Annotated in this window: 20 protein-coding genes; 14 read left to right on the top strand and 6 right to left on the bottom strand. The window is 52.8% G+C overall.

What is annotated here, in order from left to right; translation table 11 throughout:
• Positions 1-124 precede the first annotated feature (124 nt).
• The 4 genes from Q4E40_RS01805 to Q4E40_RS01820 are packed head-to-tail and all read left to right on the top strand — an operon-like array spanning position 125 to position 6776.
• Positions 125-4183 carry a response regulator gene (locus Q4E40_RS01805; RefSeq protein ID WP_303409693.1) on the top strand — a complete coding sequence of 1353 codons (4059 nt, stop codon included), beginning with the start codon at positions 125-127 and terminating at the stop codon, positions 4181-4183.
• The gene (locus Q4E40_RS01810) at positions 4173-5003 is read left to right on the top strand and encodes a CheR family methyltransferase (RefSeq protein WP_303409694.1); all 831 of its coding nucleotides are present in this window, start codon (positions 4173-4175) and stop codon (positions 5001-5003) included. Before Q4E40_RS01805 ends, Q4E40_RS01810 begins: the two co-directional genes overlap by 11 nt.
• Complete coding sequence (locus Q4E40_RS01815) at positions 5003-5575, top strand: chemotaxis protein CheB (RefSeq protein ID WP_303409695.1); 573 nt, start codon at positions 5003-5005, stop codon at positions 5573-5575. The genes Q4E40_RS01810 and Q4E40_RS01815 overlap by 1 nt, the downstream gene beginning before the upstream one ends.
• A complete protein-coding gene (locus Q4E40_RS01820) occupies positions 5565-6776 on the top strand; it encodes a sensor histidine kinase (protein ID WP_303409696.1) in 1212 nt (403 codons plus the stop codon). Before Q4E40_RS01815 ends, Q4E40_RS01820 begins: the two co-directional genes overlap by 11 nt.
• A gap of 78 nt (positions 6777-6854) precedes the next feature.
• Here Q4E40_RS01820 and Q4E40_RS01825 read toward each other — a convergent pair whose 3' ends face one another.
• On the bottom strand, positions 6855-8318 hold the full coding sequence (locus Q4E40_RS01825; protein WP_303409697.1) for an aminoacyl-histidine dipeptidase: 1464 nt from the start codon (positions 8316-8318) through the stop codon (positions 6855-6857).
• 1029 nt (positions 8319-9347) lie between these two features.
• Here Q4E40_RS01825 and Q4E40_RS01830 point away from each other — a divergent pair.
• The 3 genes from Q4E40_RS01830 to Q4E40_RS01840 all read left to right on the top strand — a co-directional run bounded on the left by Q4E40_RS01830 (position 9348) and on the right by Q4E40_RS01840 (position 11389).
• A complete protein-coding gene (locus tag Q4E40_RS01830) occupies positions 9348-10376 on the top strand; it encodes a phosphatase PAP2 family protein (RefSeq protein WP_303409698.1) in 1029 nt (342 codons plus the stop codon).
• Between the two features lie 98 nt (positions 10377-10474).
• Positions 10475-10900, top strand: coding sequence for an EamA family transporter (locus tag Q4E40_RS01835; RefSeq protein WP_303409699.1), 426 nt, complete (start codon positions 10475-10477; stop codon positions 10898-10900).
• Between the two features lie 3 nt (positions 10901-10903).
• Entirely contained in the window at positions 10904-11389 is a 486-nt protein-coding gene (locus Q4E40_RS01840; RefSeq protein ID WP_303409700.1) for a GNAT family N-acetyltransferase, read from the top strand.
• Between the two features lie 213 nt (positions 11390-11602).
• Here Q4E40_RS01840 and Q4E40_RS01845 read toward each other — a convergent pair whose 3' ends face one another.
• Together Q4E40_RS01845 and Q4E40_RS01850 are read right to left on the bottom strand one after the other, a co-directional pair.
• Positions 11603-12418 (bottom strand): nucleotidyltransferase, encoded by an 816-nt coding sequence (locus tag Q4E40_RS01845; RefSeq protein ID WP_303409701.1) that lies wholly within the window; start codon positions 12416-12418, stop codon positions 11603-11605.
• Between the two features lie 238 nt (positions 12419-12656).
• A complete protein-coding gene (locus tag Q4E40_RS01850) occupies positions 12657-13886 on the bottom strand; it encodes a glycoside hydrolase family 2 TIM barrel-domain containing protein (RefSeq protein ID WP_303409702.1) in 1230 nt (409 codons plus the stop codon).
• A gap of 308 nt (positions 13887-14194) precedes the next feature.
• On the opposite strand from Q4E40_RS01850, the gene Q4E40_RS01855 reads away from it, so the two are divergent.
• Together Q4E40_RS01855 and Q4E40_RS01860 are read left to right on the top strand one after the other, a co-directional pair.
• On the top strand, positions 14195-16006 hold the full coding sequence (locus Q4E40_RS01855; RefSeq protein ID WP_303409703.1) for a glycosyltransferase: 1812 nt from the start codon (positions 14195-14197) through the stop codon (positions 16004-16006).
• 85 nt (positions 16007-16091) lie between these two features.
• The gene (locus tag Q4E40_RS01860; protein ID WP_303409704.1) at positions 16092-16832 is read left to right on the top strand and encodes a hypothetical protein; all 741 of its coding nucleotides are present in this window, start codon (positions 16092-16094) and stop codon (positions 16830-16832) included.
• Positions 16833-17019: 187 nt separating this feature from the next.
• Here the strand turns inward: Q4E40_RS01860 and Q4E40_RS01865 are convergent, their stop codons facing one another.
• Positions 17020-17847 carry a helix-turn-helix domain-containing protein gene (locus Q4E40_RS01865; RefSeq protein WP_303409705.1) on the bottom strand — a complete coding sequence of 276 codons (828 nt, stop codon included), beginning with the start codon at positions 17845-17847 and terminating at the stop codon, positions 17020-17022.
• Between the two features lie 114 nt (positions 17848-17961).
• Between Q4E40_RS01865 and Q4E40_RS01870 the strand changes: the two genes are divergently transcribed.
• From Q4E40_RS01870 to Q4E40_RS01880, 3 genes are all read left to right on the top strand, one after another.
• On the top strand, positions 17962-18528 hold the full coding sequence (locus Q4E40_RS01870; protein ID WP_303409706.1) for a sugar O-acetyltransferase: 567 nt from the start codon (positions 17962-17964) through the stop codon (positions 18526-18528).
• A 1-nt stretch (position 18529) separates the two neighbouring features.
• Positions 18530-19630 (top strand): alpha/beta hydrolase, encoded by a 1101-nt coding sequence (locus Q4E40_RS01875; RefSeq protein ID WP_303409707.1) that lies wholly within the window; start codon positions 18530-18532, stop codon positions 19628-19630.
• Positions 19631-19703: 73 nt separating this feature from the next.
• Complete coding sequence (locus Q4E40_RS01880; protein ID WP_303409708.1) at positions 19704-20453, top strand: SDR family oxidoreductase; 750 nt, start codon at positions 19704-19706, stop codon at positions 20451-20453.
• A gap of 330 nt (positions 20454-20783) precedes the next feature.
• On the opposite strand, the gene Q4E40_RS01885 is transcribed toward Q4E40_RS01880, so the two are convergent.
• Entirely contained in the window at positions 20784-21665 is an 882-nt protein-coding gene (locus Q4E40_RS01885; RefSeq protein ID WP_303409709.1) for a glycoside hydrolase family 25 protein, read from the bottom strand.
• Positions 21666-21857: 192 nt separating this feature from the next.
• Between Q4E40_RS01885 and Q4E40_RS01890 the strand changes: the two genes are divergently transcribed.
• On the top strand, positions 21858-22721 hold the full coding sequence (locus Q4E40_RS01890; RefSeq protein ID WP_303409710.1) for a M28 family peptidase: 864 nt from the start codon (positions 21858-21860) through the stop codon (positions 22719-22721).
• Positions 22722-22788: 67 nt separating this feature from the next.
• Here the strand turns inward: Q4E40_RS01890 and Q4E40_RS01895 are convergent, their stop codons facing one another.
• Complete coding sequence (locus tag Q4E40_RS01895; RefSeq protein WP_303409711.1) at positions 22789-23967, bottom strand: alanine racemase; 1179 nt, start codon at positions 23965-23967, stop codon at positions 22789-22791.
• A gap of 163 nt (positions 23968-24130) precedes the next feature.
• Here Q4E40_RS01895 and hemN point away from each other — a divergent pair, with 163 nt between their 5' ends.
• Entirely contained in the window at positions 24131-25510 is a 1380-nt protein-coding gene (hemN, locus tag Q4E40_RS01900) for an oxygen-independent coproporphyrinogen III oxidase (RefSeq protein WP_303409712.1), read from the top strand.
• Positions 25511-25537: the final 27 nt, after the last annotated feature.

Genomic DNA, 25537 nt, shown 5'->3' on the forward strand with positions numbered 1-25537 from the left:
AAGGTATATATAGAACCACTGTGCCTGTGCTTTTTAGCAACCTGCACCCGAAATTCCTTATGTTTTCCTAACTTGCATTTTAAAAAGGTTCCCATTCACCCTTGCTTAAACCGACCCACGCTCGATGAACATCATCAAAAACCTGAAGATCAGGGATAAACTCCTCCTCCTGCTGGCTTTGCTCCTTTTTCCGCTCGTTTACTTTGTGGCTGCCACCGTGCAGCGCGAGCTCGAAGACAACGAGAAGCTGCAAAATGAAGTGGTGCAGTTAAACGAGTCAGAAAAAATCTCCGATCTGGTGCATTCCTTCCAGCGGGAAAGGGCCCGCATTCTGGCTGCCTCTGCCGGCGACTCCGCTTTTATGCTGGATGCCCGCGCCCAACGCGGCCTGACGGATGCAGCCGGACTGGAGTTAACCAATTTCCTGAACGAGACGAATCGGTCATTCCCGGCCCTCAGCATGCTGGATGACCTTAAAAAATACCGCAGCGAGCTCGATAAGGGCAAACTCGACCCAGAGGACTTCCGACGCTATTCATCAGATTTTATTTTCAGCATGCTGAACCGCATGGACGCCAGCGCCATCGGAATCAATGATGCCGAAATCGGCAAGCAACTTACCAGCTTCAAAAGCTTATCGGAGGCGAAGATCCACCTGGCCCGCATGCGCAGCCTGCTCATGAAATCCTTGCAGGAGGGGATTTTCTCGTACCAGGATTATGCCCAGCTCATGTCGCAGTACGCGTCACATACCGCTGCTCTGGGGGATTTTTACCGCTATGGCGAAAAAGAGGCTGTCAACGTGGTGCAGCAGATCGTAGTGTCGGACGAGTACAAGCGCGGCGACGCCATTTTGAAGACACTCCAGGAAAATCCCGAAACCGACTTGAACAGATTTCAGCCCCTCCAGGTCTATACCCTTTTCACGAACAACATTGAGGCCCTGCGCAAAGCTGAGTTGGCGCTGATAGACCAGATCAGGGAAGGAGTTGAAGCTGAGAGCAAGAGTAAAGAACACTACCTGCAGGTGCTGTTTGCCAGCCTGGCGGCGATCCTGATGCTGGTTGGCTTCCTGTCGTACTACATCATCAGCCTGATCTCCGGCTCCCTGGCCAGCCTCAAGAATGCTGCCGACCGCATCCGGCTGGGCGCCACCGACGTGGAGATCGACGTCAACAGCACAGATGAGATTGGCAGTGTGGCCGCTTCGTTCAGAGGTGTGGTCAATAAAACGGTGATGCTCTCGGAAGTGACCAAAGCCATTGGCGAGGGCCGCTACGACATGGATGTGGAGCCGCAAAGCGAGGCAGACGTGCTCAGCCTGTCTATCCGCACCATGAAGGAGAACCTGCGTACCTACACCACCGAGAATGCCAACCGTAATTGGGTGCTCACCGGCGTGGCCGAGCTCAGCAATCTGATCGGGGGCGAGTCCACGCTCGACAACGTGTCCAAACACGCCCTCTCCTACCTTTGCAATTACACCGACTCTGAGGCGGGTGTGCTATACCTGCACAACAACACGGGAAAACTGGAGCCTGCCGCCAGCTACGGCGTGCAACAGAACAGGGCGCAGTTGCCAGTGTTTGAAGTCGGAACCGGCACCGTGGGCCAAGCCGTTCAGGAACGAAAGGTTAAAGTGCTCGAAGGCGTGCAGGAGGAATACCTCCGCATCCGCACCGGCCTTTCTGATATCGAACCGGCCACAGTTATCATCATGCCGCTCTACTTTGGAAACACCATCGTGGGGGCGCTGGAGCTGGCTTCCCGCACGCCTTACACCGAGGTGCAGCGTCGCCTGCTCGACTCCGCCTCCGAGCGCATTTCGGTCCTCATCCATACCCTGAAAGCGCACCTGCAGACCCAGGAGCTGCTTTACGAAACACAAAACCAGGCCGAGGAGCTGGAGACGCAGCAGGAGGAACTGCGCCAGCTCAATGCCGAGCTGAAAGCATCGGAAGAGGAACTGCGCGTAAACCAGGAGGAACTGCAGGAAAAGAATGCCGAGCTCGAAGAAAAAGCACAGCTGCTGGAAGAGCAGTACGAGGCACTGGGTGCCAAGAATAAGGCCCTGGAGGATGCCCGCGAAGCGATTGAGCTGAAGATACAGCAGGTCGAAACCGTGAGCAAGTACAAGAGTGACTTTCTGGCTAACATGAGCCATGAGCTGCGCACCCCGCTCAATAGTATCCTCATCCTATCACGCTTGCTGGCCGACAATACTGAGAACACGCTGTCTACCAAGCAGATCGACCACGCCCACATCATCCACAAGTCCGGCAACGACCTGCTGCGTCTGATCAACGAAATACTGGACCTTTCCAAGATCGAGTCAGGCATGGTGAAACTGGAAACAGAGGAACTACAACTGTCCGACATCTCGATGAAGCCGATGTTTAAGGAACTGGCTGCCAAAAAGCAGATCAACTTCAAAGAGCGTCACCAGCCGGGTGCGTTCGACAGCATCGTGACGGACCGTTTCCGACTAGAGCAGATCCTGAAAAACTTCATCGGCAATGCCATTAAGTTTACCGACGAGGGCGGTGAAGTCGAGTTCCAGGTATACCCGGTTACCGAGCGCCCTGCCTTCAGATCGGAGCAGTTGCGCGAGTCGCAGGACGTGGTGGCCTTTGCCGTGCGCGACACCGGTATAGGTATAGCTCAGGACAAGCAGGAAATGGTGTTCGAAGCCTTCCAGCAAGCCGACACCTCCACCACCCGCAAATACGGCGGCACGGGTCTGGGACTCACGATCAGCAAGGAACTCGCCAGCTTGTTGGGCGGTGAGCTGATGCTCGAGAGTGAGCCGGGCAAGGGCAGCACCTTTACGCTATACCTGCCGCGTGTGCCGTTCGGCGCCGTAAACGGTTCGGCTATACCTGCGCAGCGACAGACGGCTGCCCATACACCGGCCGTACAGCCTGCTGCAGCGCCAACTGCCTCCCCGGCTCAGCAGAAAAGCCAGAGCATGGGGCAGGTGTTCCTGAACATGGAGCGCGAGGACAAGAAAGACATCTGTGTGCTCATCGTGGAGGACGACAAGGGCTTCAGCGACATCCTGGCAGACTTTGCCAAGGCCAAGAACTTCCGGGTGCACCAGGCCTTCACGGGTCGCGACGGCCTCCGCATGGCCCTGCAGCACAAGCCCGACGCCATGCTCCTCGACATCCAGCTGCCGGACATGTCGGGCTGGGACGTGCTCAAGAAAGTGCGTGAAGACAAAAACCTGCGCAACATCAACGTGCACGTCATGTCGGCCTACGACAAAGAGGTGATTGGGGAGCATGCCGAAAACGAAGAGTACCTGCCAAAACCGGTAACGCTCGAAATGCTCAACAAGGCCTTTGGCTCCATCGTGAACAAGTCGGGTGCGAACATCGAGAACATCCTGATCGTGGAGGACAACGAGATCGAGAACAAAGCCGTGGCCGAACTGCTGCTGGCCCACGGACTGAAATCTACCTCCGCCTACTCCGCCGAAGAAGCCGAGAAGGTGCTGGCCAAGCAAAAGGTAGACTGCATCATCCTCGACCTCAACCTGCCGGGCATGAAAGGCTACGAGTGGATGAAGCGCATCAAGTCGCAGACCAAACTCGGCGATATTCCGATCATCATTTACTCCGGCAAAGACCTGAGCGAGGAAGAAGAAACGAAACTGAAGGAGTTCGCCAACACGATCATCATCAAGAACGAGTACTCATACCTGCGCCTGCTCGACGAGGTGCAGCTCTTCCTGCACAAGGTGAACCAGAAGCTGCCGCCTGGCAACGAGTTCAAAATGAAGCTGCACGTGCCCGAAGAAGTGCTGCGCGGCAAGAAGATACTGGTGGTAGACGACGATGTGCGCAACATCTACTCGCTGAGCAGCTTGCTGGAGCTCCACGGCATGCAGGTGGTGGCCGCTTACGACGGCAAAGAGGCCTTGGAGAAACTTGACACCGAAACAGGTATAGACATGGTGCTGATGGACGTGATGATGCCGGAAATGGACGGTATAGAAGCGACAAAACGAATCCGGGCGGATTTACGTTTTAAGCAACTGCCGATCATTTCACTCACCGCCAAGGCTATGAAAGAAGACCGAGAAAAATGCATAGAAGCCGGGGCTTCTGACTATATACCGAAACCAGTAGACACCGATAAGTTACTTACCCTGATGCGGGTATGGTTGTATGAAGCCTGAGCAGGATGAATTGTTTGAGCTGGAGGTAGAGGCGCTCATCAAGGAAATACACACCCAGTACGGATACGATTTCAGCGGCTATGCCCGGGCCTCGGTATACCGGCGCATCAAGCGGTTTCTGGGTCAGAAGCACTTGCAGAGCATCGAAGACCTGCGCAAGTTTCTGTTCACGGACAGTTTTTTCTTCGAGAATTTCCTGCAGGAGATCACCGTGAACGTGACGGAGATGTTCCGCGACCCGACCTTTTACAAGTCGCTGCGCGAGAACGTGCTGCCCATCCTGTCCACCTACCCTTTCATCAAGGTATGGGATGCAGGCTGCTCTACCGGCGAGGAGCTCTTCTCGCTGGCGATCCTACTGGAGGAAGAAGGGCTGCTGGGCCGCACCAAGATCTACGCCACCGATATCAACCAGAAGGTGTTGCGGCAGGCGAAAGAAGGCATCTTCTCTGCCTCGAACATGACGGCCTATACCGCAGCGTACTATGCGGCGGGCGGCAACCGTGATTTTGCGGACTACTATACCAGCAACTACGGCAGCGTGAAATTCAACTCGTCGCTCGTCAGGAATGTGGTGTTTTATCCGCACAACCTGGCTACCGACAGCTCGTTCAACGAGTTTCACCTGATCGTGTGCCGCAATGTGCTGATCTACTTTAACCGGGCCCTGCAAGACAAGGTATACCAGCTATTTGACGAGAGTCTGGTGGATCTGGGCTACCTGGCACTGGGCAAAAAGGAAACGCTGGCCATGTCAGGCATCAGCGACACGTACAACTTTGTAGACAAGAACAACCGCATATACCGCAAAAACTCCTGATGCACAATATTTCCAGACTGATCGTAATAGGTGGCTCCTGGGGCGGCATACAGGCGTCGATGAGAATACTGGAGGGCCTTCCCGCCGATTACCCTATTCCCATCGTGCTGGTGCTGCACCGTTTGCGCAACCAGGAGGGCAGTCTGCAGGAGCTATTCGAAAAGAAACTGGTGCTGAAGGCAGTAGAGGTGGATGATAAAGCGCCTCTAGAGGCCGGCCACGTATACATTGCCCCGGCCAACTACCATGTACTGCTCGAAAAAGACCATACCTTCTCGCTCGACGACTCGGAGCTGGAGAACTACTCCCGCCCTTCCATCGACGTGACTTTTACCAGCGCAGCCGATGCTTTCGGGAAAAATACGGTGGGCATACTACTTAGTGGGGCCAGCAAGGATGGAAGTTCAGGATTAAAGTATATATTTGACAAACGGGGCACCGCCATTGTGCAGCACCCCGGCGAAGCAGAGATTTCCACCATGCCGCTGGCAGCCATCCATAGCACACCCGGCTGTAGTATCCTAAATGTTGAGCGCATACAAGCTTATTTGCTAACCTTACATGGACACTGACCACGATACCTTACCTATTACGACTTTGCCTACTCCTACCCATCCGGTAAAGATATTGCTCGTGGACGACAAGGAAGAAAACCTTGTCAGCCTGGCGAGCCTGCTATCGGATGACGGCGACAATACCGACTACCTGTTTGCCAATTCAGGCGAAGAGGCCCTGAAAATAGCGTTGCAGGAAGAGATAGCCCTTATTCTGCTGGATGTGCAGATGCCCGGCATGAACGGGTACGAAGTAGCCCGCTACCTGCGCGACATTTCCAAAACACGGGATATTCCAATCATTTTCGTGACGGCCATTCACCAGCAGGATGTGCACGTGATGGAGGGATTCGAGGCCGGAGCCGTGGACTTTCTGTTCAAGCCCCTGCACCCTGCCATCACCAAAGCCAAAGTGACGGCCTTTGTTCGGTTCTACCTGCAGAAGAAAGAAGTAGAGCGTGCCCACAAACGTACGCAGGAGATCAACCGTGAGCTGGAGGAACGCGTGAATGCCCGCACCGCCGAACTCACCCGCGTGAACAAAGACCTGGACAACTTCGTCTATACCGCCTCCCACGATCTGAAGGCCCCGATCAACAACATTGAAGGGCTGGTAGTGGCGCTGAGAGAGGTACTGGATAACCCGGAGCCTGACCACGGTGAACTGAACATCATTATGAACATGATCCAGGATGCCATCGGTCGGTTCAAGCACACTCTCATGGACCTGACAGAAGTGGCCAAGCTGCAGCACCAGGACGAAACCCCCATCGAAAGTGTCCGCTTTGCGGAGTTGATCGATGATGTGACATTGAACATTCAGGACCTGATTCTCAAATACGACGCTACAATCAACACAGACTTTTCTGAGGTGCCGGAGATGATTTTCTCGCGAAAGAACCTGCGCAGCATTGTCTACAATCTCGTGTCGAATGCCATCAAGTATAGCTCACCGGAACGTCAGCCGCTGATCGAGGTCAGCACTTACCGCGAGGGCGCCTATACCGTGTTCCGTGTCAAAGACAACGGGCTGGGTATAAGAGCAGATGACAAAAACAAGGTGTTTGCTATGTTCAAGCGCCTGCATGCGCACGTAGAGGGCACCGGCGTTGGCCTGGCCATCGTGAAGCGCATCGTGGAGAACTGCGACGGAAAGATAGAGTGCGACAGCGAACAGGGCATAGGCTCCGAGTTCAGGGTATACCTCAAGGAAGTTTAAGACCTCAGCATCTAGGTATAAAAAAGCCCCTCCCGGAATCATCCGGGAGGGGCTTTGAATTATAGGCCAATGCGGACGTTAGGCCTTCGTAGGTATACGCTTCAGGGTATCCAGCAGGAAATCCCAGTACTTCTGCACCGAGCTGATCTGCACTTTTTCGTCAGGTGAGTGGGCGCCCCGGATGTTCGGACCAAACGAGATCATCTCCATTTCCGGATAGTTCGCCCCGATGATACCGCACTCCAAACCGGCGTGGCAGGCGTTTACGTGGGCTTCCCCGTTGTACTTCTCTCTGTAAAGGTCGCTCATCAGCTGCACGATGCCGGCACCCGGACGAGGCATCCAGCCCGGATACATCCCGCTCAGTGATACGGAAGCACCCGCTAATTCCAGGGCACATTGTATGGCTGCGGCCAGATCCATTTTCTCGCTGTCCACGGAGCTGCGGGTGAGGCACTGCACAGTCAGTTTACCGTCCTGCACCAGCACGCGGGCTACGTTGTTCGAGGTTTGCACCAGGTGCTCGATATCCGGGCTCATGCGGTATACCCCGTTGTGGCAGGCATAAAGCGCCCGCAACAACTTACCCTGGTAATCGGCTGGCAATACCTGCGCCGGAGCCTCTGCCTTCTCCACCGTCACAGCTAGGTTCGGGTCGGTGGTAGCGTGCTCGTTTTTAAGGATCGCTGTCAGTTCTTCCACAAATTTTTCGAAAGCCGTAGCCTCGCCTGCAGGTATAGCCACTACGGCCACCGACTCGCGTGGGATGGCGTTTCGGAGGCTACCGCCGTCGATGGAACCGATGCGGAGGCCAAGTTTCTCAGAGGCCTGGTGCAACAAACGGTTCATCAGCTTGTTGGCGTTGCCACGACCCAGGTAAATGTCCATACCGGAGTGCCCACCGGTCAGGCCTTTAATGCTCACTTTGTAGCCTTTCATGTCGCCGCTTATACCTTCGGCCTGGTAGGTGCCGCTGGCGTTAATGTCTACGCCGCCGGCGCAACCAATGGTTAGTTCGGTGTCATCTTCGGTGTCGAGGTTGAGCATGATGTCAGCTTCCAGCACCCCGCCTTTCAGGCCAAGAGCGCCGGTCATACCTGTTTCTTCGTCTATTGTAAACAGGGCCTCAATAGCCGGATGTTCGATGTCGGTTGAGGCGAGCAGTGTCATGATGGAGGCCACGCCAAGACCGTTGTCGGCGCCCAACGTCGTGCCACGGGCTTTCACCCAATCGCCGTCCACATACATGTCGATGCCCTGCGTGTTGAAATCAAAATCGGTATCCGCGTTTTTCTGGTGCACCATGTCCACATGGCTCTGGATCAGCACCGTTTTGCGGTCTTCCATACCAGCAGTAGCGGGTTTCTTGATGATGACGTTGCCGATCTCGTCCTGAATGGTTTCCAGGCCAAGTTTCTGGCCAAACGCCATCATGAACGCGACCACACGCTCTTCTTTTTTGGAAGGCCGCGGCACGGCGTTCAGGTCAGCGAAATTATTCCAGAGGGCTTTCGGCTCGAGTGCTCTTACTTCGGTGCTCATGTATGATTGTTTATATCTAGTGTTGAATTTCTTATTGGTAATTGCCAGCGGCAATGTGGCGCTAAGGTAGTAAGAATATGGGAAAGGTTTTGGTTTGTAGGTATAGCGGAGGTTGTTGCAGGTATAGTGATTAGGGTTGTGCTTTTGCTTGCCCTGCCCGGGCACTCTCCGGAAGGCGGGAGCGTCCACGCTCGTGAAGGCTATCGTGGGGCCTCTGCTCAGGATAGGTATAGCGATAGCGCAACTTGTGGATACGCATGAAAGCCAGTTTGAAACCGGCGTAGTCGCGGCTTTTGCAGGTATGGCAAACAGTGTTGTTTTATAGCTTCGCCTGTGCGGCGGGCACTCACTTTTTTCCTTGATGGGGGTAGGGGCCCTCGATAAAGAAAAAAGTAAGCAAAAAAATCAAGACGCTCCAAACTCGCTGAACGCTCGAACAGTGGAGCGCCAAAAAGTGCACCTGGCTAGAGTGATTTGTTTCATAGTTTCCGGGGCAAGTTACTCTTGCTATACCTGCCAGTGGTGTGCGATACAACGCTTATAGCTTGGATTAGCAGTAGCAGAAAGTCCCCCTTTGAAGGGGGCAGGGGGATGTTAATCATTCACATGAAACTTCAGCTACTAAGCTATACCTGTAAAGTAGTAGTAGCCGAAACTCCCCGCCTTACACAAGGAAGGGTTAGTGTTGGTCGGATCCGGTAAAACAGAACAATTACAACGAAGCTTATACCTGTGGACCGGCAGCTACAGAAAATTCCCTTCTGGGGGTAGGGGCCATCGATAAAGGGAGGGGCAGATTCATCGTGCACGAGAATCCTGTTAATCCTAAAATCCTGTAAATCCTGATTCAGACAAATAAGACAGGGGATGACAATCATGCTCAAGCATCCTGCCAATCCGTGGGGAATAGGCGCCCTTTCTAAAACTAAAAAGCACGATCAAAAAAAATTTCCAAACCCCTGCGTCTTTCTACTCTCCTCCCCGTCATCCTGATGAATTTGAAACCGAAACATTAAAACAATTCATCCGATGGAGCCGATTTATCAATTTGCAACACCTAAATCAGTCGAAAAGCAGAAAGCTTTACAAAACAGCCAGGCACCAAAAGAGCAGCAGTTGACTGCAAAGCAAGCCTGCAACGAAGTCGCTTGTGAGCGCCAGCATAAAGTGGCATCTCTCCTGCGCATGTTAGCCCTGGTCTTGCTCTGCAGCGTGGCCTTGCAAACAGCCGCATTTGCCCAAACGACCCTCGTTTTTAATAATGGGAACAAGTCCACCAAAGAAAATAAGTCGGTCGCGGCCATCGGGTCTCTCGATGACATCACGTTTCCGGAAGCGGACTTTACGCGTGGTGCCTACCTGAAGCTGCGCACGGTATACCTGGATGTGCCGGTAAGGAAATTCAGGCTGAAGCCTTTCCCTGCCAATACCTCTGCCGAAACCCGCGCCGAACTCGACTTTTTGCTATACCTGCAAAAGACCCGGAATGCCGAAGCCATCAACCGCACCGAAACCATGGCAAGCGTGTACTTCGACCCACTGACTACCAACCCAACCGATGTTGACTATAGCCGCAACCTTAACAGCCTGTTTTACATCGGGCGTGATCTGGGCCCATGGTTTAATGCGGAAAAGCTGCCGGTTACCTCGCAGGTGCTGCAGAACGTGATCCAGGACGCTACGTATTACATTTTCTCACTTAAAAAGGAATTCAACCGTCCCAGACCTTACCAACTGGACAGCCGCATTGAAAACCTTGAAGCGCCGGGCCATGCCTCCTACCCGAGCGGACATTCTTCTACTTCGCACGTGCATGCCTACATTCTGGGCCACATCTTCCCGGAGTATCAGGATCACTTCGAGGGGGTCGCCAGCGAGATGGCCTTCTCCCGGGAAACCCGCGGCGTACACTACCCAAGCGACTCAGAGGCCGGGAAGGAGTTTGCCCGACAGTTTGTGCACGAGCTGATGAAGAGCCGAAAATTCCGCACTGACCTGGAATCCATGAAAAAGGAAATTGTGCAGGTGAGAGCCGCTCATCAGCTCACCAAAAAGTAAAAGTGCTGAGGCTGGCAGTAGGATAAAATATTCCGGCTGGAAGTAGCGGGAAAGAACAAAACCTATCGTACTATTGCAGCCTGAAAGTATAAGAATAAATGGAACCTTGGTTAGGATATGCACTCGTTGCCATGCTCACAGGGGGCGTGGCGCTGGTGTTTGCGAAGATGGGAATGAATAACAATGCCAACGAGCACCTGGCTTTGGTTATACGCACAGGTGTGCTGTTTATGATGGTGCTCGGGCACGCGCTGTACGCAGGCGGTCTCAAGACAGCCCGGCAAATTGACAACAAAACGCTCATCTGGTTCATTCTGGCCGGCGCCTGCACCGCCGTCTATTGGATTCTCTATTTCAAAGCCATCAAAACAGCCGATGTATCGATTGTGGCGACAATAGACCGGGCAGGTATACTGGTGACGGTAGGCCTCTCCTATTTTCTGCTGAACGAGCCGCTCACACCACGTCTGCTGCTGGGTATGGGCGTGATCTTGTGCGGCACCCTGATTCTGATCTGGAAATAAGCGATGATACAGCTCGTAGCGATGCAGCCGGAGCATGCCCACGAGGTGCTCCGCATCTACGGCGAGGGCTTGGAAACCGGCTTTTCGACCTTCAACACCGAAATACCCACCTGGCAAGAATGGGACCGCAACCACCTGCCGCATACCCGTTTGGTGGCTATTGAGAACGACGAAGTGCTGGGCTGGGTGGCGCTGCTGCCCGTTTCATCCAGGGCCTGCTACCGGGGTGTGGCGGAGTTCAGCATCTACATCGGTGCCCGCCACCGGGGCAGAGGTATAGCCGACCAGTTAATGCGCGCCATGATCGAAGCGAGCGAAGCCAACGGCATCTGGACCTTGCAATCCTCTACCTTTGCCGATAATACCACCAGCCTGCGCATGCAAGAGCGGCACGGCTTCCGGCGGATCGGCTACCGCGACCGCATTGCCCAGCTGCACGGGGTATGGCGTAATACCATCCTGCTGGAGCGACGCAGCGATAAGTTCTGAAACGACAAAGGCCCTGTAGTTCTACAGGGCCTTTGTCGTTTTGTATTCAGGTATAGCCTTTTTAACAAAGCGCTATACCTGATGAATGATAAACCAAAACACAAGCTATACCTGCGCTGTGCGTGCCTGGCCAAAAATCTTCTATCTCCGGAAAATGCAAAGCCATATTTCGCTTCCTATAGGTATACCGGTCTGCACTTTTGCAGCCATGCCTTAGATCGTGCGCATGGTCAGTGCTTTGTAGTCCCACTCCCTGATGTCGTGGCCGTACTGGGTCTGGTCGATGTAGGGGCCGCGGCAGATCTTCTCTTTGGGTGTTTCCACATCGTACTGCTCCTTGGCCCGCAGCAGCAGCTCGTCCATCAGCCAACGGGGTATGATGTCGCGGTCGGAAGGATATACAAAATGGAAGCTCATGAACTGGGCCAGCACAAGTTGCCAGTGCTGCTCTGTATAGGACCAAAGGCGGTTCCAGTCGAGGTTCTCGCCGCAGCGCAGGATAAGGTGGTTGATGTCTGAGCCATCGTAGCGCTCCCGGTTCTGCACATACAGTTTGCACCAGATGAGCTCTTCGGGCGGCATAAACTTCACTTTTACACCATACAGCTCTCCTTCGGTGGCATACTCAAACCAGCGGTCGTCCACGGGGCACAGGCTGGCGGGGTTATTATAGATGAGATCCATGAGGTGATCTTCCTTTTTAGCTTTGGCCAGCCAGCGGGGGTCGGTCATCTCGGTGTTGTAGCCACTGTCAGCAAAGGTCTTGAGAATGCGGGGGCACTCCCCTACTTTACAGAAAACATCGAGGTCCTTTGTTGCCCTGTTGATCCCCGTATACCTATCCAGCGCGAGTCCGCCTCCTACCAGGAACTTTGCCTCGCTCTTCACCAGCAGACTTAGCGCTTCCTTGTAAAAGTCTTCCGCCTCCAGCTTTTTGGGGGCCTTCTGCCCATTCTTCGACACAGTACGGGTCACTTTCTCCGTTGCCTGGTCCTTTTTTATTTTTGTATTATTCAGTTGCTTGTTCATGTGTTCATTCAGGCTCTAGGATCTTTGAAATGTTCATCAGGAGACAGCATGGCCTGAAGACTGCCTCTGGCGGAAACAGTCTAAATTGTACTACTCCTAAATCTAAAACTGAGGTAAGTGGTTTACTGATGAAGCGCCCAATTGGTTGTAGGGCTTATCAAATAAAGATTAACACAGGACAAGACGCTGAAATAAGTCTAATAAACAGCCTGATAGTATAAATGCACTGCTGAATCTGCTAATAGAAATCCAACGCTGAGCTAAAGGTGTTACCAGCCTTGACATAAAACGGAAAGTTAGCGGTGGCGACATTCCCCTGGCCGTCATACACATAGGCATACAGCCGGTAAGCGCCGTCCCGCTGCGGGGCTTTGAGGGTGGCGCTGTTGCCCTCCGCCTGCTGGATCACACCAGGTATAACATCTGGTTTTTGCTCTTTGATGGCGTTGCCGTCCTCGCTCACGGTTTCGGGCAGCAGCTCCCAATCAACCCGCAAACTATCGCCGTCGGCATCGGTGGCAAACACGGCTACCGGGGACAACTCACCGGGTTGCAGGTATACCTGGTCTAATGGGAAGATGCCCTTGAGCGACAAGTAGGCAATGTGCGGTGCCCGGTTGAAGTCGCTCGCTCCACTCCAGATTTCCCGCATCACCTGCGCCATTTCGGTTTCTTCGCCGGTTTCGGTCATGATGCTGAACCAGGTCGGTGTCGTTTCATATTTGTAGCCCCAGATAAAGGCGTAAGCACCCAGGCAACGATCAGCGTCAGCCAGTACGGTTTTCTCGTACCTTTCACGGGCGAAGGCGGCTTTCTCTGAACTGGTCTGCTCGATGGGCGCATACCACCAGGTGGTTCTGGTCTCCCAGTAGCCCCGGCCTCCGAACTCGGCTATCACATAGGGGCCTTCCCAGTCCGTATCGCGCAACTCAGCAGGCAAATCGTGCAGGGCTCCGAATGAGTTGATGGAAAGGATGTCGATGGCCGGGCAGCGGCGGTTGATGAGGTTGACGACCTGCTTGGGCACGTTCATTACTGTAGTGGTCGTCGGGTGGTTGGGGTCAGTTTCGTGAATCATTTCGGCCACGCCGTTCACAGCGTCCCATACCTTCACGTTTGACCCTTCGGCGTACAGCTCGTTGCCTACCACCCACATCAGCAGGGCCGGGTGGTCTTTGTACTTGAGCACTTCCTCACGCAGGCGCTCCTTCTGGGCGGCCACATCGTCTTTATCATAATAATTAAACCCTTCCCGCTCACGTTCCATCCAGAGCCCCAGCATCACGCTCAGGCCTTGCTGATGCGCTTCGTCCAGTATGCGCTGTGTTTCGTCATCGGTGTGCCATACCCGGATGGAGTTGCCCCCATAGGCCGCGACCTTGTCGAAATGTTCATATCCTGCGGCTCCCTTTATAAAGTAGGGCTCTCCGTTACGGTACAGGGTATACTTGTCGCCTTCTTTTACCACCTCTACGGCGCGACCTTTTTTGACATATTGCTGATTATCAGATGTTCTGAATGAACAAGCGCTTATGAGAAGTAAGCAAAACAATAAAATTGCACTCTTACTGGTAAGATAAACCATACTGTGGGTAAACATATAGTCAGGTATAGCGGGATATGTGTAATAAAATTCTGCGTAAAGCAGTAGAACTTTTGAGGCTAATACGAGTATAAACTTCAGATGTTATTGTACCAGATAACCCAAAATCATGCAAAACAGCCCTTGCATGAAAATTAAGCCACCCCAACGATAATACACGACCCCTTTTACTGATGTTTAACATTCCTGCCAGTAATCCAAAAGTTCAGCATGCTTCTATTCCCGGCGTTGTCCCCAAACAGAAGGATGTCCTGACGATCCGGCTGATGATCGTGATGGGCCTGATCACGATGGCGCTTTTTCTTTACTGGTTCATCGACAAAGACCATATCGGCTACCTGCCGCTCTACATCATGCTAACAACTGCGCTGGGCTTTAAACTCCTCCGCACCCTGCATGAGTGGTACCACTACTTTGATGTGAGCGTACCCATTAAGCCCAAACTGCGCACTAAGTTTAAGGTCGATGTGCTCACCACGTTCTGCCCCGGCGAGCCCTACGACATGATCATCAACACGCTTGAGGCCATTCAGCGCATCCGCTACCCGCACACCACCTACCTCTGCAACGAGGCAGATGATCCGTACCTACGGAAAGAATGCGCACGTTTAGGCGTGATCCACGTTACCCGTACCCAGAAGATCAATGCCAAAGCCGGCAACATCAACAACGCCCTGAAGCAGGCCACCGGTGACATCTGCCTGGTGCTGGACCCTGACCACGTGCCCGTGCCGGAGTTTCTGGACGAGGTGTTGCCTTATTTTGAAGACCCTGAAATAGGCTATGTGCAGTGTGTGCAGGCCTACTATAACCAAAAGGAAAGTCTGGTGGCCTATGGCGCTGCCGAACAGACCTACAATTTCTATGGCCCAATGATGATGGGCATGAATGCCCACGGCACGGCCCAGGCCATTGGCGCCAACTGCACCTTCCGCCGCAGCGCCCTCGACAGCATTGGCGGTCACGCTGCCGGTCTGGCCGAGGATATGCACACTGCCATGCAGTTGCACGCCAAAGGCTGGAAATCGGTATACGTTCCCAAGATACTGAACCGTGGCCTGGTGCCCGGCACACTTTCGGCTTACTACAAACAACAGGTAAAGTGGAGCCGCGGTACGTTTGAGCTGCTTTTCACGGTATACCCGAAGCTGTTCAGTCGCTTCACCTGGCGTCAGCGAATCCACTACGGTACGCTTCCGTTCTACTACCTTTTCGGGGTGTTCAACCTGATCGATTTCCTGATTCCTTCGCTCGCCCTGATCATGGCGGAGTTTCCGTGGTATGTGTCGTTGGGTGAGTTTTTGATCATGTTCACGCCTTTCTTCCTCATCTCCATCGCCATCCGGCAGTATGCGCAGCGGTGGTACCACGAGAAAAACGAGAAGGGCTTCCACCTGTTCGGCGGCATACTGCGAACCGGCACCTGGTGGATCTTCCTGCTGGGGCTCATCTACTCTATTTTCCGGGTGAGGGTGCCTTATATACCTACGCCTAAAGACGACAAGCCAAAGAACAACTGGCTGCTGAGCCTGCCCAATATCGCGATGATCGGGCTGATGCTGGGCGCCATCGCTTACAGCCAGCACCTGTACGGGCACCTGTATACCAACCCGTATGTGCAGATGATGGCCATGTTCTCGCTGGTGAACATCGGTATACTGGGTTCGGTGGTGGTGATCGGGCAGGAGAAGTTCATACAGTGGGTGCGCCACAATGTGTTGCATGCTAATGCCCTGCAGCCTGTGTTGCAGCCGCTCCGTCTGGCAATCTGGCGCACGCGCCACAGCTTCTACGACGGCATCCGCTACGTGGCCATTGTCATCACCATGGTGTCGGTGGCCGTCTCGACCAGCTTCCTGTTGTTTGGTTACAAACCGTATAACACCTCCCAGCAGCAGGACAAGCCACTCGTACAAAAGCCGGCTAAGTCAGGCGCCCGCACCCATACCATTCTTCCCGCCAACCTGCTGACCACTCCTCAGTAAGTCCGGCTACAAATAGCCCAACAGTTGACGGTCGCTCCCGTTTATAAGAATAGTGTACAGATGTAAAACGCTAAAACTTATAACTATGAACAGACACTCATCAGACCGGGATTACGACCGCCACGAAGGAGGTTTCCATACCCATCGCTCGGAACGCTACCGTCATCCGGATCAGGACAGCGGCTATCGATTCGACGACTACGGCTCCGCCGCGCACGGTGGATATGGCAACGAAAGCTACCAGGGCACCTGGGGCAACCAGGGCAATGAACGGGGCGGATCGCGCAACTACCCCAACACAAACATCACCGACAACAACACCTACAGCACTTCCCGCAATTACGGCAACATGGGCAGCTACGGAGGTGCCCAGGGCTTTGGCGACATCCGTGGCGGCCGGCATGCTTCCAGTCACCCATTTGATAGTGGCATGGGCTCCCAACGCAGCTATGGCAGCGAAGGCAGGGGATCGATGGGCAATCGTGGCTACCGCGAAGAGCACCGGGACTACAGCCGCCATAACAGGTATGGCTCCAACCGCGAAGACTTGTACGGCAACGAGGTTTCGCGCCGTTTTCAGGGAAGTGGCGGACAGGAACGCTACGACTTTGAACGGGACGACTACTACAGCTCCAACTATGGCGATGACCAGGGTAACTACATGGGCGGCGGGTATAACCGCGAATCCCGCAGCCGGTATGGCGAAGGCGACTATGGCTCGAGCGGCAACCTGCAGTCAGGCAACCAAAGCAGCAGCAACCGCGACCATCAGAACCACCCACGTGAATTCAACACGGTTCAGAACCGTTGGAATACGGACTGGTAGCCAGGTATCTATTAGCTGAAAAGTCAATACCAATTGCTTGCGGGAGTGTTTGATGCTCTGGCACCAAACAAACGCTGGCAATTTGAATTAACAAATCAGGGTTCAACCTCATGTTGAACCCTGATTTGTTTAAATAGCGGGTCAAACCCGCCAAAAAGAAGGAGTTACTATCGTAATCATTTCGATTCTAGCTCATTCTACTCCGGTACTCACTTGGAGTAGCACCCAACAATTTTTTCACATAGCGGGTAAAAAACGAACGGCTGCCAAATTCCATTTTATCGGCAATCTCAGAGATATTGAGCTTTTTATTTTCTAATAGGATAATGATGCGTTCCCTGGCGAAGCGTTGAATCCATCCGGAAGCTGTGATACCAGATGTTTGCTTACAGATCTGGTTGAGATATTTTGGGGTGATGTTTAACTGATTGCTGTAAAACTGTACTTCACGCTCGGTTGTGCAATGCTCCTGGGCCAGTTGCATAAACTGTTCATACAGGGTTCCGGTTTGCAGGCTGTGTTTCCGTCTTTCATATTCATTGGCAAAGATGTGCCACATTTCGAGAATAAACAGCTGCATCTGCAGGTTCAGGGCTTCCTTATAAAAGCGATGATCGGCCTCCAGAAAGCGGTCATACAGCCATTTAAAGTTAGAAAGGATTTTTTGTTTACCATTCCTGGCATGTAACGCTTTTACCGGGTAAACCCTGGAATGCAACAAGGCATTGATACTCCAGCCTTGGTCAGGAAGGTTGCTGTTCAAGAAGTCTTTTTCCACCAATAGTGCTGTTGCTTTAAAGCTTTTTGAAAACTGCAAGCTCGAAAGCTTGCTTTCGGCAAACCAAAACAAAAACTCCCCGCTTCTGCATTCCATCTCCTGGTCATTGAATACAAACCTGATACTCCCGCGATGGCAGAGTAAATGGGTATGGTAATGATCTTGGAAGTGATCGGGCAAATCATTCCTACCCGCTATTTCAATTAAAATAACCTTAGGTTCTTCTTTATGCGGCATTAATCAGGAGATTATTTCTGCCAATATAAGTGATATTTGACATTATAACCGAATAATGTGTAACAATTAAGAAGTGGCTCAGATTTAACTTTGTAATACCAGATATAACAAAATATGAAAACAGCTGATAAAGATATTTTTGAACGACTTAGAAGAGGGGAAACAATCACCCCAGATGATCCGCAGAGCAGCAGTTTGCGTGCGGAGTCCTACGCCACAATGAAGCTGGTTCAACAAATGAATAATTCCAGCCATCCCGAGGAGATTCGGAGTCTGTTAGGTCAGATCACAGAACAGGAAATCGACGCATCAACGGCCGTGTTTCCACCACTTTATATCAACTACGGAAAGAACACCAAAATCGGCAAGCATGTATTTATCAACTTTGGCTGCACATTTCTGGACCTAGGAGGCATTACCATCGAAGATAAAGTGATGCTGGCGCCTGGCGTGAAACTACTTTCAGAAGGGCATCCCTTATCGCCAGAAAACAGGCAATCACTTGTACCAGGCCATATTCACATCAAAAAGAACGCCTGGATTGGTGCAAATGCTACCATTCTGCAAGGGGTTACGGTAGGAGAAAATTCGGTTGTGGCAGCCGGAGCAGTTGTGTCAAAAGATGTGCCCGCCAATACAGTTGTGGGCGGCGTTCCCGCAAAGATCATTAAAACCATTTAGTATGAAAAATTTAGTAATCATGATAGCAGCCTTGCTAATGAGCGGGCAGGCTATCAGCCAAAATCTAAGGCAGCAAGGTGTAAGTAAGATGCAAGATCAGGAGCGGTATACTTTTGAATTGAACGACCAGGTAATACGCCGGGAAGTTACCTTCAAAAATAAGTATGGAATTACGGTAGCTGCAGATTTATATACGCCAAAGAACATTGGTAATAAAAAGCTTCCGGTCTTGATAGTAAGCGGTCCGTTTGGCGCCGTGAAAGAGCAGTCTTCGGGACTTTATGCGAACGAGTTGGCTGCCAGGGGCTTTGTAACGTTGGCTTTCGATCCTTCCTTCACAGGCGAAAGTGGCGGAGATGTTCGCAATGTTGCCTCGCCCGAAATTTTTACAGAAGACTTCAGCGCAGCGGTGGACTACGCTGGCTTGCTGCCTTCCGTTGACCGTAACCGCATTGGTGTGATGGCCATCTGCGGTCTGAGCGGGATGGCGCTTACTGCCGCCACAAGCGACTCGAGGATTAAAGCGGTAGCCACGGCTTCGATGTATGACATGTCTCGCAGCATGAGCCGCGGTCATAAAGATGGCTATACCTTGGAACAGCGCAAAAAAGTCGTTGATTACCTAAGCCAGCAGCGCTGGGTAGATGCCGAAAAAGGAAGCTATGCGTTGGGCTTACACGAAGTCCCCTTTGACAAGAATGGGGATATTGCAAAGGGAAATCGTGTACTACCTGAAACATTGCCCAAGAATCCAGACCCTGTTTTAGCTTCTTTCTTCGATTATTACCGGACACAACGCGGTTTCCACCCAAGGTCCATCAACTCGACAACAGCCTGGACTGCAACTACACCGATGTCGTTCTTCAGTTTTCCAATGGCAGCAAACATCAAGATGATTTCGCCCCGCCCGATTATGCTGATTGCAGGAGAGAAAGCTCACTCTCTTTATTATTCTGAAGATGTTTATAAGGAGGCTCCCGAGCCGAAAGAATTGGTGATTGTACCCAACGCTGACCATGTTGATTTGTACGATAAGACCGATTTGATTCCATTTGACAAGATGGAATCCTTCTTCAAAAAGAGCTTTCAACAAGCAAATTAATTATTTAAGATAAGCTGCTCCGCCATAAGCAGGGCCTTTTCATGAAGTTTTTATCATTAGACAAAAGTAAATTATGAACAGTAATAGCATGAAAGGAAAAATAATCGTCATAACCGGGGCTAGCAGTGGCCTGGGTGCAGAAACAGCCCGTCACCTTGCCGCACAGGGTGCATTTGTAGCACTTGGCGCCAGGCGAGCGGATCGTATAGAGTCATTAGCGGAGGAAATCAACAAAAATGGTGGTAGCGCCGTTGCTGTGGCTACTGACGTTACAAAGCGTGAACAGGTACAAAAATTAGTTGATGCTGCGGTTAAGCAGTTTGGTCGTGTGGACGTGATTCTCAATAATGCCGGCATCATGCCGCTCTCTCCTATGGAGCGCCTGAATGTGGACGAGTGGGACCAGATGATCGACGTTAACCTAAAAGGAGTGCTCTACGGCATTGCCGCCGCACTTCCTTATATGAAAAGTCAGAAATCAGGTCATATTATCAATGTTTCTTCGGTAGCAGGTCACAAGGTTTTCCACGGTTCTGCAGTGTATTCAGCAACGAAGTTTGGGGTCCGTGCCTTATCTGAGGGCCTGCGGCAGGAAGTGAAGGCATATAACATCCGCACCACCATTATTTCCCCGGGTGCCGTGCAGACGGAACTCCTCGATCACATCAGCGAAAGAGATATCCAGCAGGCAAACCAGGACTTTGTGGGAAAGGTAGGCGTTACCCCTGACGCATTTGCCCGCCTGATTGCTTTTGCCATAAGCCAACCTGAAGAAGTCGATATCAACGAGATACTTTTCCGGCCAACAGCCCAGGAGCTTTAAAGAGATAATAGAATATTAGTATCCCTTCCACATCGTGGAAGCACTGACCAAACAGGCGTCAAATGCCTACAAAGATTTCCTCAGGAGGTAAGAGATATCCTATATTATGGCAGGCCAAGATCAAATCGGTTGAAGAATTGAAAGAGGGCACTTTATGGATTCGCTATACCGTAAAGCTGGCTTAAAATTAGTGCGTTTAACTTGTTTTGATAACAACCTCAAGATTAAGCTGAGAACTTTGCTAGGAGCCTTGTGCAAAGTAAACGATAGGAAATAATACAGGAAGGAGGACTCGTGGATTTACTGACGAGGAGACAGGTTTAGATACGTTTATCGTTGCGTCTTTGCTGTTTGTGTGGTTTCTTTTGGCTGGATACACAGTTTCAGGATGTCTTTCCTGGTGCCGTAGAAGATGTTGCAGTCCACAGGCCCTCTTATACCTTCTATCACGCCGCGGTCAGTGTGCTGCCAGAACGAGAGCAGGGCCCGGTCGGTGCGCTGCATTTGCAGCTCTTTCACGTTGTAGTGCGCAATCCAGAGGGTGTACTCATCAAAGAAGCCCTCCAGGTAATCCTTGTAAAAGCTATACCCGGTATAGATGATTGGCTTGACGCCATAGGCCCGCTCCACATGCACGAGCCACTCTTTGATATCGCCCCGGAAATGGTTGAGTGGTTGCTTGCCACGGACCTCTACATCCAGCACGGGCGGCAAATCGCCGGGCTGCAGCACCACCGTCTGGATGAAATTGCGGGCCTGTTCCTCCGGCGACACGTTGGGCCGGTAAAAGTGGTAGGCTCCCCGGATGATGCCCACTTCCTGCGTCCCCTCCCAGTTGCGCTCGTAGTGACTGTCTTGGAGCTTTACGCCCTCGGTGGCTTTGATGAAGGCGAAGGATACATCGTTGTCGCGCACCTTCTCCCAATGGATCTTGCGCTGGTATTTGGACACGTCTATACCCAGTATGGTATTACCGAGCGGACTGTGCCCCTCTGGCCAGATGGGTTGCTCCTTTTCCCGGAAGAACTCCACGTAGAGCACCAGCAAGCCGATGGCTGCCACCACCCCCACCCCGATCCAGAAAGGCAATCTGGACTGCTGTTTCTTCCCTTTTTTTCGCTTAGGCGCAGCCCGTGGCGCTCTCGGGGCCTGCGCGGCCTTTTTGGGCGTCTTAATCGGCTTTAGCGGTGCGGGCGTTTTAACAGTGCTCATAGATTGCTGCGGGGAAGGCAAAGATATGCCTTTCAGGCAAATGGAAGGTATAGGTGTGTTTAAAAAAGATTGCCACAAAAGCGGCTATACCTTCGGGAGGCTCAGGAGCAGCTTCTGTATTACATTCAGCCGGATTCCGTTTAAACAGATCTTGCCAATGCCGTAAAAGGAAATCTACAAGAAGGCCATGGTATGAAAAACAGCAAAGAGAGACTTTACCGGGATGTGGAGCGGCTGACAGGTATAGAGCCGGCACGAAACTACCAGAACCTGGAGGCATTGGAGGAGGCGGTCCGGTACATCAAAGGCGAATTGGAGCAACTGGATTGTGAGGTATGGGAGCAGCCTTTTAAGGTCGATGGCAGGACTTACAAAAATGTGGTGGCGCTGTTCAAAGGCAGTAGCAGTGCCGAGCGGCTTGTGGTGGGCGCGCACTACGATGTATGCGGAAACCAGCCCGGGGCCGACGACAATGCCAGCGGTGTGGCCGGCCTGCTCGAAACGGCCCGGCTCCTGCACCTGCACAAACCACCGCTACCGTATGATGTAGAACTGGTAGCCTACTGCCTGGAGGAGCCGCCTTTCTTTGCCAGCGAGGACATGGGCAGTGCCGTGCATGCCCGAAAACTGCACGAACAGAAAGTAAAGGTACGCGCCATGATCTGTTACGAAATGATCGGTTACTTTTCGGAGGAGCCGAACTCGCAGAAGTTCCCGGATCCGGAGCTGGCGAAGCACTACCCCCATACCGGCAATTTCATCGTAGTGGTCGGCAAAACAGGGCAGGAAGCTTATACCCAGCAGGTGCGGGACCTCATGCGCCAGTATACCACTATCGATGTGCAGTCAGTGAACCTGCCGGCTGGCTTCGGACTGGTGGGTCTCTCCGATCACCGCAACTACTGGAAGTACGACATCAACGCCATCATGATCAACGACTCGTCCTTCCTGCGCAACCCGCACTACCACCAGACCAGCGACACCATCGATACGCTCGACTTCGACAAAATGGCGGCAGTGGTAGCAGGAGTATACGGGGCGCTCATTCGCCTATAAAAGCCTGGTGGTTTTTAGCTAAAACCCGTCCGACACCGACTACAGGTACAGCCAACTTTAAACTAACTTATACCTGCCCTATACCTGACAGATGCTCCAGCCGCTTGCCGTCCATAGTAGTATAGCTCCCCATCACATCGGCCGTCAGGCAGGAGTGTACCGGCAGGATTCCCATCAGATCGCCGATCTTATACCTGTCAAAAAGCGCTTTACTGGCGCGTATAGTGCCGTGCTCCTGCGACAGCGACACCACCTCAATCCCTTCCAATGGTTCCGACCAGCCGTTCTCGCTCAGTTCCACAACACGCCCGAAGATCAGTGAACCGTCGGCTCCCGCCAGGCTGTCTTTGGAAAAATGCACGCTGCCCCCGTGCACAATGAGCTCGTTTCGCTCCGGATGTTTGGCGATGACCGGGCAGGCCATGCACACCGCTATCTGTTTGAAATCGCATGAGCCAATGTGCTGCTGCGTGAGGTCGTAAAACACATAATTGCCTGGTCTGATCTCGTCTACGCCAGTGATGGTTTGTAAAATGCTGCAGGACGGCGTGTCACCGATCGATACCTTCAGCTCCTGGAAACGGGCCTTATACCTGTCGCGCACCAGATTCAGGAGAAAGACGGTCGTGTGGTGGATCGTGCGGATGGCATCGGCATCGGTTTGTTTGTAGGTATGGCCGTCGTGGGCGAGCACGCCTGCAAACTGCAATTTCTCGCTTTGCTCTAGCAGGGCCACGATGGTGTCGAGTTGCTCGTGGCTGTGCGGCAGGATACCTGTGCGGTGGTAGCCGGTATCGATCTTGAGCCAAAGGTTGACCGGATGCTGCAAAGCTTCTGCCAGCGCCTTTACCGTTTCGATGTTCACGGCCACCAGATGCAACTGTACCTTAGCCGCCAGTTCGTTCACCAGCGCCATGTCCCGGATGTTCACAGGTATAGCCACCAGGATGTCGGTCCAGCCGTGGCTGGCAAAGTAGCGGGCCATCTTCAGCGACGACACCGTAATGCCGGTCGTGCCCTGCTCCCGGAACCACTCTCCCACCTGCGCTGACTGGTGCGTTTTAAAATGCGGACGGAGCCGAATGTTGTTGCGGGCCGCTTTTTCGGCCATCATATTGATGTTCCGGCGGCATTTTTCTTCGTCGAGTAAGAGCGTGGTTTGGGTAATATGGTCGAGCATAGTAGTAGGACTTAACAGGTATAGCGGGCAGAATGGTGGCAGGTATAGCACCTGGGCTTTCATCATGCAACTTATTTTTCATGACAAATATCACCCCTTTGCCCTGCCCTAAATTTCGGAAAAAGCGCGCTGACTGACAAATGTCATTTCTTAGGCGGCCTGCGTGCCCGACCTTTGTAACCGTAATGGAGCAGACGTCTGCTTCGGTGTACAATTTAGAAGCGTTAATATGAATATTGCTGTCACTCCTGCCACCCCTGCTGAACTACTGGCCAAGTACGATGTACCGTCGCCACGCTATACCAGCTATCCTACTGTGCCGTTCTGGGACGAAAAACCCCTGACCGAAGAACGTTGGATGAGCCATGTGCAGCAGGCTTTTCGCAAGACCAATAGCAAAGATGGCATCAGCCTATACCTGCACCTGCCTTTCTGTGAGCAGTTGTGCACGTACTGCGGCTGTAACAAGCGCATCACCAAAAACCACGCAGTGGAGTCGCCCTACCTGGAGACCCTGCTAAAGGAATGGGACCAGTACCTGGCGCTCTTCGACGAGAAACCACGCATCACCGAGCTGCACCTGGGCGGCGGCACCCCGACTTTCTTCAGCGCAGCCAACCTCAAAAACCTGCTGGAGCGCCTGTTGGAGAAAACCGAGATCACGCCGGATGCGGCTTTCAGCATTGAGGTGCACCCGAATGCCACCAACGGCGAGCAGCTGCAGGTGCTCTACGACCTGGGCTTCCGCAGACTGAGCGTCGGTATACAGGACTTCGATCCGCGCGTGCAGATCGTGATCAACCGCATCCAGACCTTTGCCAAAACAAAAGAGATATTTGACATAGCCCGTGAAATCGGCTATACCTCCATCAACGGCGACATTATCTACGGTTTGCCGCACCAGACGGCCGAGAGCGTACGCATGACCATTGAGAAAGTGAAAGAGCTGCGCCCCGAGCGCATTGCCTTCTACAGCTACGCCCACGTGCCCTGGAAGAGCAAAGGCCAGCGCCGTTATTCGGAGGCTGACCTGCCGGCACCGGAAGTAAAACGCGGTCTGTACGAACTCGGCAGAGCCATGCTGCAAGAAGCCGGTTACATCGAGACAGGTATGGACCACTTCGCTTTGCCGGAAGACGAGCTGTGCATTGCATCCGCCAACGGCACCCTGCACCGCAACTTCATGGGCTATACCCCGCGCCACACCGAGTTGCTGATCGGCCTGGGCTGCTCCAGCATCTCTGACACCGGCACGGCCTTTATGCAGAACGTGAAAGAAGTGGAGGCCTACGAAGAAGCCGTGCTGACCGGTCACCTGCCGATCCTGAAAGGCCACGAGCTGACGGGTGAGGACATGCTGCTGCGCACCCACATCCAAAACCTGATGTGCCGCGACTATACCAGCTGGGAGCTTGAGGAACTGCCTTACTTTGTTAATGCCCTGATGCGCCTGCAACCGCTCGCCGACGACGGCCTGGTAGAGTACAGCAACCACGACATACAGGTGCTGCCGGCTGGCAAGCCTTTCCTGCGCAACATTGCCATGTGCCTGGACTCGCGCCTGTGGGCCAGCAAGCTGACCGTGCCGATTTTCAGTAAGTCTGTTTAAGGTGAGAGGATTGATTTAGTAATTATT

The sequence above is a fragment of the Pontibacter coccineus genome, assembly GCF_030546575.1.
Lineage (GTDB): Bacteria > Bacteroidota > Bacteroidia > Cytophagales > Hymenobacteraceae > Pontibacter > Pontibacter coccineus.